4 protein-coding genes and 1 pseudogene are annotated in these 6,050 nt (G+C 61.5%); 1 reads left to right on the top strand and 4 read right to left on the bottom strand.

Annotated features, from left to right (window positions below):
* On the top strand, positions 1-609 hold a 609-nt coding region (locus tag M6D32_RS04070), incomplete at its 5' end, for a LysR family transcriptional regulator substrate-binding protein (RefSeq protein ID WP_298253620.1).
* A 15-nt stretch (positions 610-624) separates the two neighbouring features.
* Here the strand turns inward: M6D32_RS04070 and M6D32_RS04075 are convergent.
* The 4 genes and pseudogenes from M6D32_RS04075 to M6D32_RS04090 form a co-directional block, all read right to left on the bottom strand.
* Positions 625-2,952: an ATP-binding protein gene (locus M6D32_RS04075; protein WP_298253621.1), complete on the bottom strand. Its 2,328-nt coding sequence runs from the start codon at positions 2,950-2,952 to the stop codon at positions 625-627.
* A gap of 226 nt (positions 2,953-3,178) precedes the next feature.
* Positions 3,179-4,558, bottom strand: a complete 1,380-nt coding sequence (locus M6D32_RS04080) for a cation-efflux pump (RefSeq protein WP_298253623.1) — start codon at positions 4,556-4,558, stop codon at positions 3,179-3,181.
* Between the two features lie 1,000 nt (positions 4,559-5,558).
* Complete coding sequence (locus tag M6D32_RS04085) at positions 5,559-5,807, bottom strand: hypothetical protein (RefSeq protein WP_298253625.1); 249 nt, start codon at positions 5,805-5,807, stop codon at positions 5,559-5,561.
* Positions 5,808-5,910: 103 nt separating this feature from the next.
* A pseudogene (locus M6D32_RS04090) lies at positions 5,911-6,050 on the bottom strand (integrase core domain-containing protein); the annotation flags it as partial.

The raw sequence follows: 6,050 nt of genomic DNA on the forward strand, positions 1-6,050 counted from the left end.
GCTGCGATCCCGACCGTGCTCGGCATGGTTGCCTCGCTCACGACGCCGTTCCGGGCGCGTCACCCGGATGTCCGGTTCCGCGTGGTGTCGTGCACCTCGGCGGATGTTCTTGGCCTGCTCGAAAACCTCGAGGTCGATGCCGGGTTGACCTATATCGAGAACGAGCCGATCGGCAACGTCCGCACCATCCCGCTTTACAACGAAAGTTATCGTCTGCTGACCTCGCCGGAGGGGATGTTCGGCGATCGCGACAAGGTGACCTGGACGGAGGTTGGCCAGGTTCCGCTGTGCCTGCTGACGCCGGACATGCAGAACCGCCGCATCATCGACCGCGCGCTCAAAACGGTCGGGGCCGAAGCGACGCCGAGCCTGACGTCGAACTCGCTGCTCGTGCTCTATACCCATGTGAAGACCGGCCGCTGGGCGAGCGTCATGCCGGCGAAGCTGGCGGAAACGCTGGGACTGGCGGACAAGGTCCGCAGCATCCCCATTGTCGATCCCGTGGTCGACTACAGCATCGGAATGGTGATTCCCAAGCGCGATCCGATGACGCCGTTGATTGCAGCCCTGGTTCAGATCGCGCGTGAGGTAGCTCCCACGCTGCAATAAGATAAAATGGGTGGGTCAGGCCGCAGCCGCCGCGGATTCGTTGGCTTTGTCGGCGGCCTTGCGCGGTAGCGTTACCCGTACCACCGTGCCGCTGCCGAGCTTCGAGCGTAGCCGCATCGAGCCGCCGTGCAGGCCGGCGAGCGAGCGAGCAATCGCAAGCCCCAATCCCGAGCCGTGATAGGTCTTGGTCAACTGGCTTTCGACCTGCTCGAACGGCCGTCCCAGCCGGCGCAATGACTGGGGAGGAATCCCGATCCCGGTATCGGCAATCAGCAGCACGACCGAATCCGCGATCTCCCGGCTGCGGACGACGATCCTGCCGCCGTCGGGTGTGAATTTGACGGCGTTGGAGAGCAGATTGACGATGATCTGCTTGGTCGCGCGGCGATCCGCCACGATCGAGATCGGGCCATCGATTTCCGCGTCGAGGTCGAGGTTCTTGTCGTCGGCGCGGCCCGAAACCACGCGGAGCGATTCGGCGAGCGTCTTCGACAGATCGAGCGCTTCCATGTCGAGCTTCATCCGGCCCGCTTCGATCTTCGACATGTCGAGGATGTCGTTGATCACCTCGAGCAGATAGTGCCCGCTGGTCAGGATGTCGTGGCAGTATTCCTGGTATTTCTCCGAGCCGAGCGCGCCGAACATGCCGCTTTCCATGATTTCGGAGAAGCCGATGATGGCATTGAGCGGGGTGCGAAGTTCGTGGCTCATATTGGCGAGGAACTTCGACTTGGTCTGGTTGGCTTCCTCGGCGCGGTTCTTTTCCCGGGAGTATTTTTCGGCGAGATCGGCAAGTTCGATCGCCTGCCGCTCCAGCTCGCTCTGCGAGCGCTTCAGGTCGATGACGGTCGCGCGCAGCCGGGTATCGTTTTCGACCAGCTTATGTTCGTGTTCCTTGATCCGCGTGATGTCGGTTCCGACCGAGACGTAGCCGCCGTCCTTGGTCCGCCGCTCGCTGATGTGCAACCAGCTTCCGTCGTCGAGCTGCGCTTCAAAGGTTCGCGCGCCCGGCGCCTGGTTGGCGATTTCATGCAGGCGGGTCCGCACCTCCGGCATCCGGCCGACCTCGATCACCGTCTCGTAGGAGGTGCCCGGGATGACCGCCGAATCCGGCAGCTTGTGCAGGCGCTGGAAATGCGAGTTGCAGAGCACGAGGCGGTCGCTGGCGTCCCACAGCACGAAAGCTTCGGGAATGGTCTCGATCGCGTCGCGCAGCCGCAGATCGGCCTCGACGGTCTTTTCCGCGAGACTCTTCTGCTCGGTGATATCAACCGCGATGCCGATCAGATGAAGCCCGGTATCGGAGGCGCCCTGGCTGAGCTCGCAGCGTACGCGCAGCCAGATCCAGTGGCCATCGGTATGCTGCATGCGGAAGGTGTGATCGATGAAGTTGAGTTTTCCGGAGATCAGCTGATCGGCAATCTCGAACAGATCGATGTCGTCCGAATTCACCAGCGCATTGACCTCGCCGAAAGTGAGGAGGTCGCTGCGGTTCTCCAGCCCCAGCATGGTGAACATCGACTGCGACCAGAAGATCCTGCCGCGGGAAAGATCCCAGTCCCACAATCCGCAGCGGCCGCGGTTGAGCGCGGTGTCGATGCGTCCGCGCACGGCGTCGTTGATGAGGTCACCCTCGCGGGCGCGGGTCGACTGCCAGTGGAACGCGAAGCCGAGGATCAGCACGACAAAGCCGGTGGTCGCGGAGAGCGTTACCGACAGCGCTGCGTCCGAGCGCCAGATCGAGCCGAACTTTTCCTGAATGACGATCACCTGGCCGGACAACGATCGCACGCCGCGCCGAACCATCAGCGCGCCGCTGCCGTTCGGCAGCGTGATGTCGATGGCAGCGCTGGTCTGCCTTGATCCGGGCGAGGGTACGGCGGCGCTGACGACATCGAGGAGACTGGAAGAATCGCCGATTGCGGACTCGACCGGCACGCGGGCGAGCACCCGCTGGTCCGCGCCGGTGACAATGACATGGCGTCCGCGAGCCGACGCCCAAGACGGAATCAATCCCGGCAGCAGCAGCTGAAGGCGCTCGAACGAGGCTCCGCGCTCTGGTTTTGCCGGGACGATGCGATCGATACGATCGGCGAGGTAATCCGCAGTCGCCTCGATTTCGCGCTTCATGGCTTCGCGCTTCTGATGCGCCTGGTCGATCACCTGCACAAAGGCGCCGAGGCAAATAGTGATCAGGAACGCAATGATCAGTGTCGGTACTGCACGACGGAGCGCAGGCTCCGCTAACAACAGCCTGTGATAGGCCGGCTTCGCGATCGATTGCGCCAATCCCTTAATCGAATCGGATTGGACGCACGCGCTCGCCGCGTGTGCGCGCGCCATACCGTTTGCCCCCTCGGAAAGCTTTGCAGAACCCACCCCGTTCGAGAAGAATCGCCGCTCCCCGAATCAGATTCATTTGAGTCCACTTTTCCCGGGCTGTCGAGAGTCAACGATTCGTTAAAGCAAATAATTCTTGTCCACGACGAATCTTAGCTCAGAAGAGCCGGCAAAAAAGCGGGCCAAGTTGAGTCCGAAACAAGAACGCGCGTGGTGATTTCAAGTCCGCTTACGCCTTCGGCGGTTCGGCGTGGCTGATGACGCGTTTCACGGTCGGAAAGGCGCGGCGCAAGGCGCGTTCGATCTCGTCAACGCACTCGTGAACCCTGATCACGCTCATCGAAGGCGACGCACGGCAATGGAAGTTGACGATCTCGCCGGCATCGGTGTCCCGCACGCGCACGTTATGGATGTCGTGGATGGCCCCGGGGGCGGCGAACTGCGAGAGCGCTGTGCGGATCGTCTCCACCCGTTCCGGTGCGGCGTCCGTGCCCAGCGGCAACTCCGGTTCCAGCGGCTCAATATGGGTATCGACTTCGACGTCTTCGCCGAACTCATCGCGAATGTTCCGCTCGAGTTCGTGGGCAATGTCGTGGGCTGCCGTCAGCGCCATCCCGCCGTCGACTTCAAGGTCGATGCTGACAGTGAGCTTGTCGCGGAGATCGTGAACCGTCACATGATGGACCGCAAGCCCGGAATTGCGGGCAATCACCATGATGCGTTCACGGACGCTCTCGTTGTTGAGGGCGACGGGAACCGCCGTAAAGGTCAGATCGGCGTCGTTGAATGCCGCGGACATGGCGGCTTGAGCTTTTTGCTTGATCTCGTCGACGCGGTCGATCGGATAAGTGCGTGGCACCTGCACGATGGCATCGATGAAATGCGTGGCGCCGACCATGCGCACCCTTAGTCGCTCGACGCCGACGACGCCCGGAACGGTCCGGATCGCGGCGACGGCTTGCTCGGCGACGCCTTCGGGGGCGCGGTCGGTCAGGGTCTCGACGGTCGAGCGGGCGAGCCGCATGCCAAGCGCTGCGATGACGATCGCAACGGTGGCGGCCGCGGCGGCGTCGCCCCATGCATAGCCGAGGCCGGAGAGTGCAAGCCCGGCGATGACTGCAACCGAGCCGAGCACATCGGACGCGAAGTGCAGGGCGTCGGCGGCAAGCGCCTGGCTTTTGGTTGCATGCGCGGCGCGGTGCAGCGCCCGCGCGCGCCAGAGATTGACCGCAATGTCGAGAACGAGCACGACGAACGGCACCGCTGAGAGGGTTGGGGGCGGGGCGCCTTGGTGCAGGCGGCTGAAGGATTCGACCAGGATGCCGCCAGCAAGCACGTAGAGCATGGCGATGATGCCGAGCGCCGATACGCTCTCGAGCTTGCCGTGGCCGTAATGGTGTTCTCTGTCGGCTGGGCGATCGGAGAAACGGACCACCAGCCAGGTGACGACGGTTGCGACCACGTCCACCGACGAATGCAAGGCCTCCGAGATCAGCGCCAGACTGCCGATGGCGATGCCGACCACGAACTTGGCCGCGGCCATGCCGGCGCTGGCGAAAATCGAAATCGCCGCGACGCGCGACTTGGTCGGATCAATGCCGTGTTCCATGGGCTAGCGTCCCGATTCCGAAGTTCGTAGCATTTCCGGGGCCACTTTTCGAACTTCGGAATCAAAGGAGCACTAGCTAATATATGATTTCTAGTGCGGTTTAGAATTTGAAGTTCCTATGACGAGGTTACCGCGAAACTGATAGGAACTTCAAATTCACCGCACTAGAGTTTAGCAGGGCGTCTTTAACGATTAAAGAACGATCAAATCTCACAGTTGCTACTTAGTTGCATTAGCGCGCCGTGCTGTAAGTTTCTGATTTCGGGTTGACACACGTTCTCCTTCTCGCGGCGCGAAAACGTCCGAGCTTCATCTGAAATTCTTCGCCCTGATATCGAAGGGCGCAGGGAATGCCGGATGCCCAATGCACCCGTAGCCCCGTGTGCAATTAAAAAAGCACACGAGTTAGTCCACCACAGGTTCACCGGAACAGCCCGGCATTCCCTGCGCGATGGTTTTAACGTTTTCCTTCGTGCTCGCCCCGGAGACCGGGCTTTATTGTCTCCGTCGCCGGCGTGATGCGTTAGCATCATCGCCAGCTTGATATCAGCGTCGGGATATCAGGCCCACACGACTTCGCCGTCCGCTTTTACCGCACTCGTCAGTCGCACCAAAAGCGTCCATCGCATCCCGCCCCGCGTTCGTGACGATCGCGAGCCGCCCCTCGAGTGGGAGCGGGACAATCGGAATCACTAAAGCTGTGTCTACCAAATCGCGAAGCGAAATATTTTTGGAGGAGGGGGTTGCCTGACGCGCAAATCAGTAGAGAGCGACGGATAACGCAGCATCGGTTCGAGCCATCGCGCGCCCACCTAGAAAACGAATCCGGCACACTGACGAACGTAGTCCTGCGATATATCCGGCACAGGCCGTGAAATCGATACCGCTCGGCCGCCCGGGCACGGTCGACGAAATGGCGCAGACTGTCATGTCACTGACCGGGAATGCCTACACGACCGGCCAGACCAACGCGTTAAGCGGCGGAACGGCGTTCAATCGATCAACAGCCACGGCAGATGCCCTTGAGCTTGGCGGCGGTGCGCGCATCCTCCTCAATGAGCGGATCTTTGTAGGCGGCGCGCGATGCTTCGGTTCCCACCAACGCCGGCTTGTCCTTTTTCGGCAGCGATGCCGCATCGTAGCAAGCCAGCCGCTCGCTTGCACCTGGGATAGCGCGACACTCCGGTCCAGCGGCACGCGCGCCTTGCGCGCATGCGCAGAGCGCCAACACGGCGATAATCTTTTTCATTCAAATTCCTTTGTGGGCAATATGACCCGCCGGGTCAGCGAAGGGAGATCTTAATCGGCTCCCAATGGCGCAGCACTCCGCAAACGATATGCCTTCGAGTGCGCTAGCTGTGGAGCCTCAAGAGGTTGTCCCCGGTCAGACCGAGACGGCTGATAGGTGGTTTGCACTTTAGGCTGCAATGCGGCCGGTGCCAATTGTATCGATGTAGCCACTCTGGCAGATGTCGGGCTCTGTCATCTGATG

This window comes from Bradyrhizobium sp. (assembly GCF_027307225.1).
Classification (GTDB): domain Bacteria; phylum Pseudomonadota; class Alphaproteobacteria; order Rhizobiales; family Xanthobacteraceae; genus Bradyrhizobium.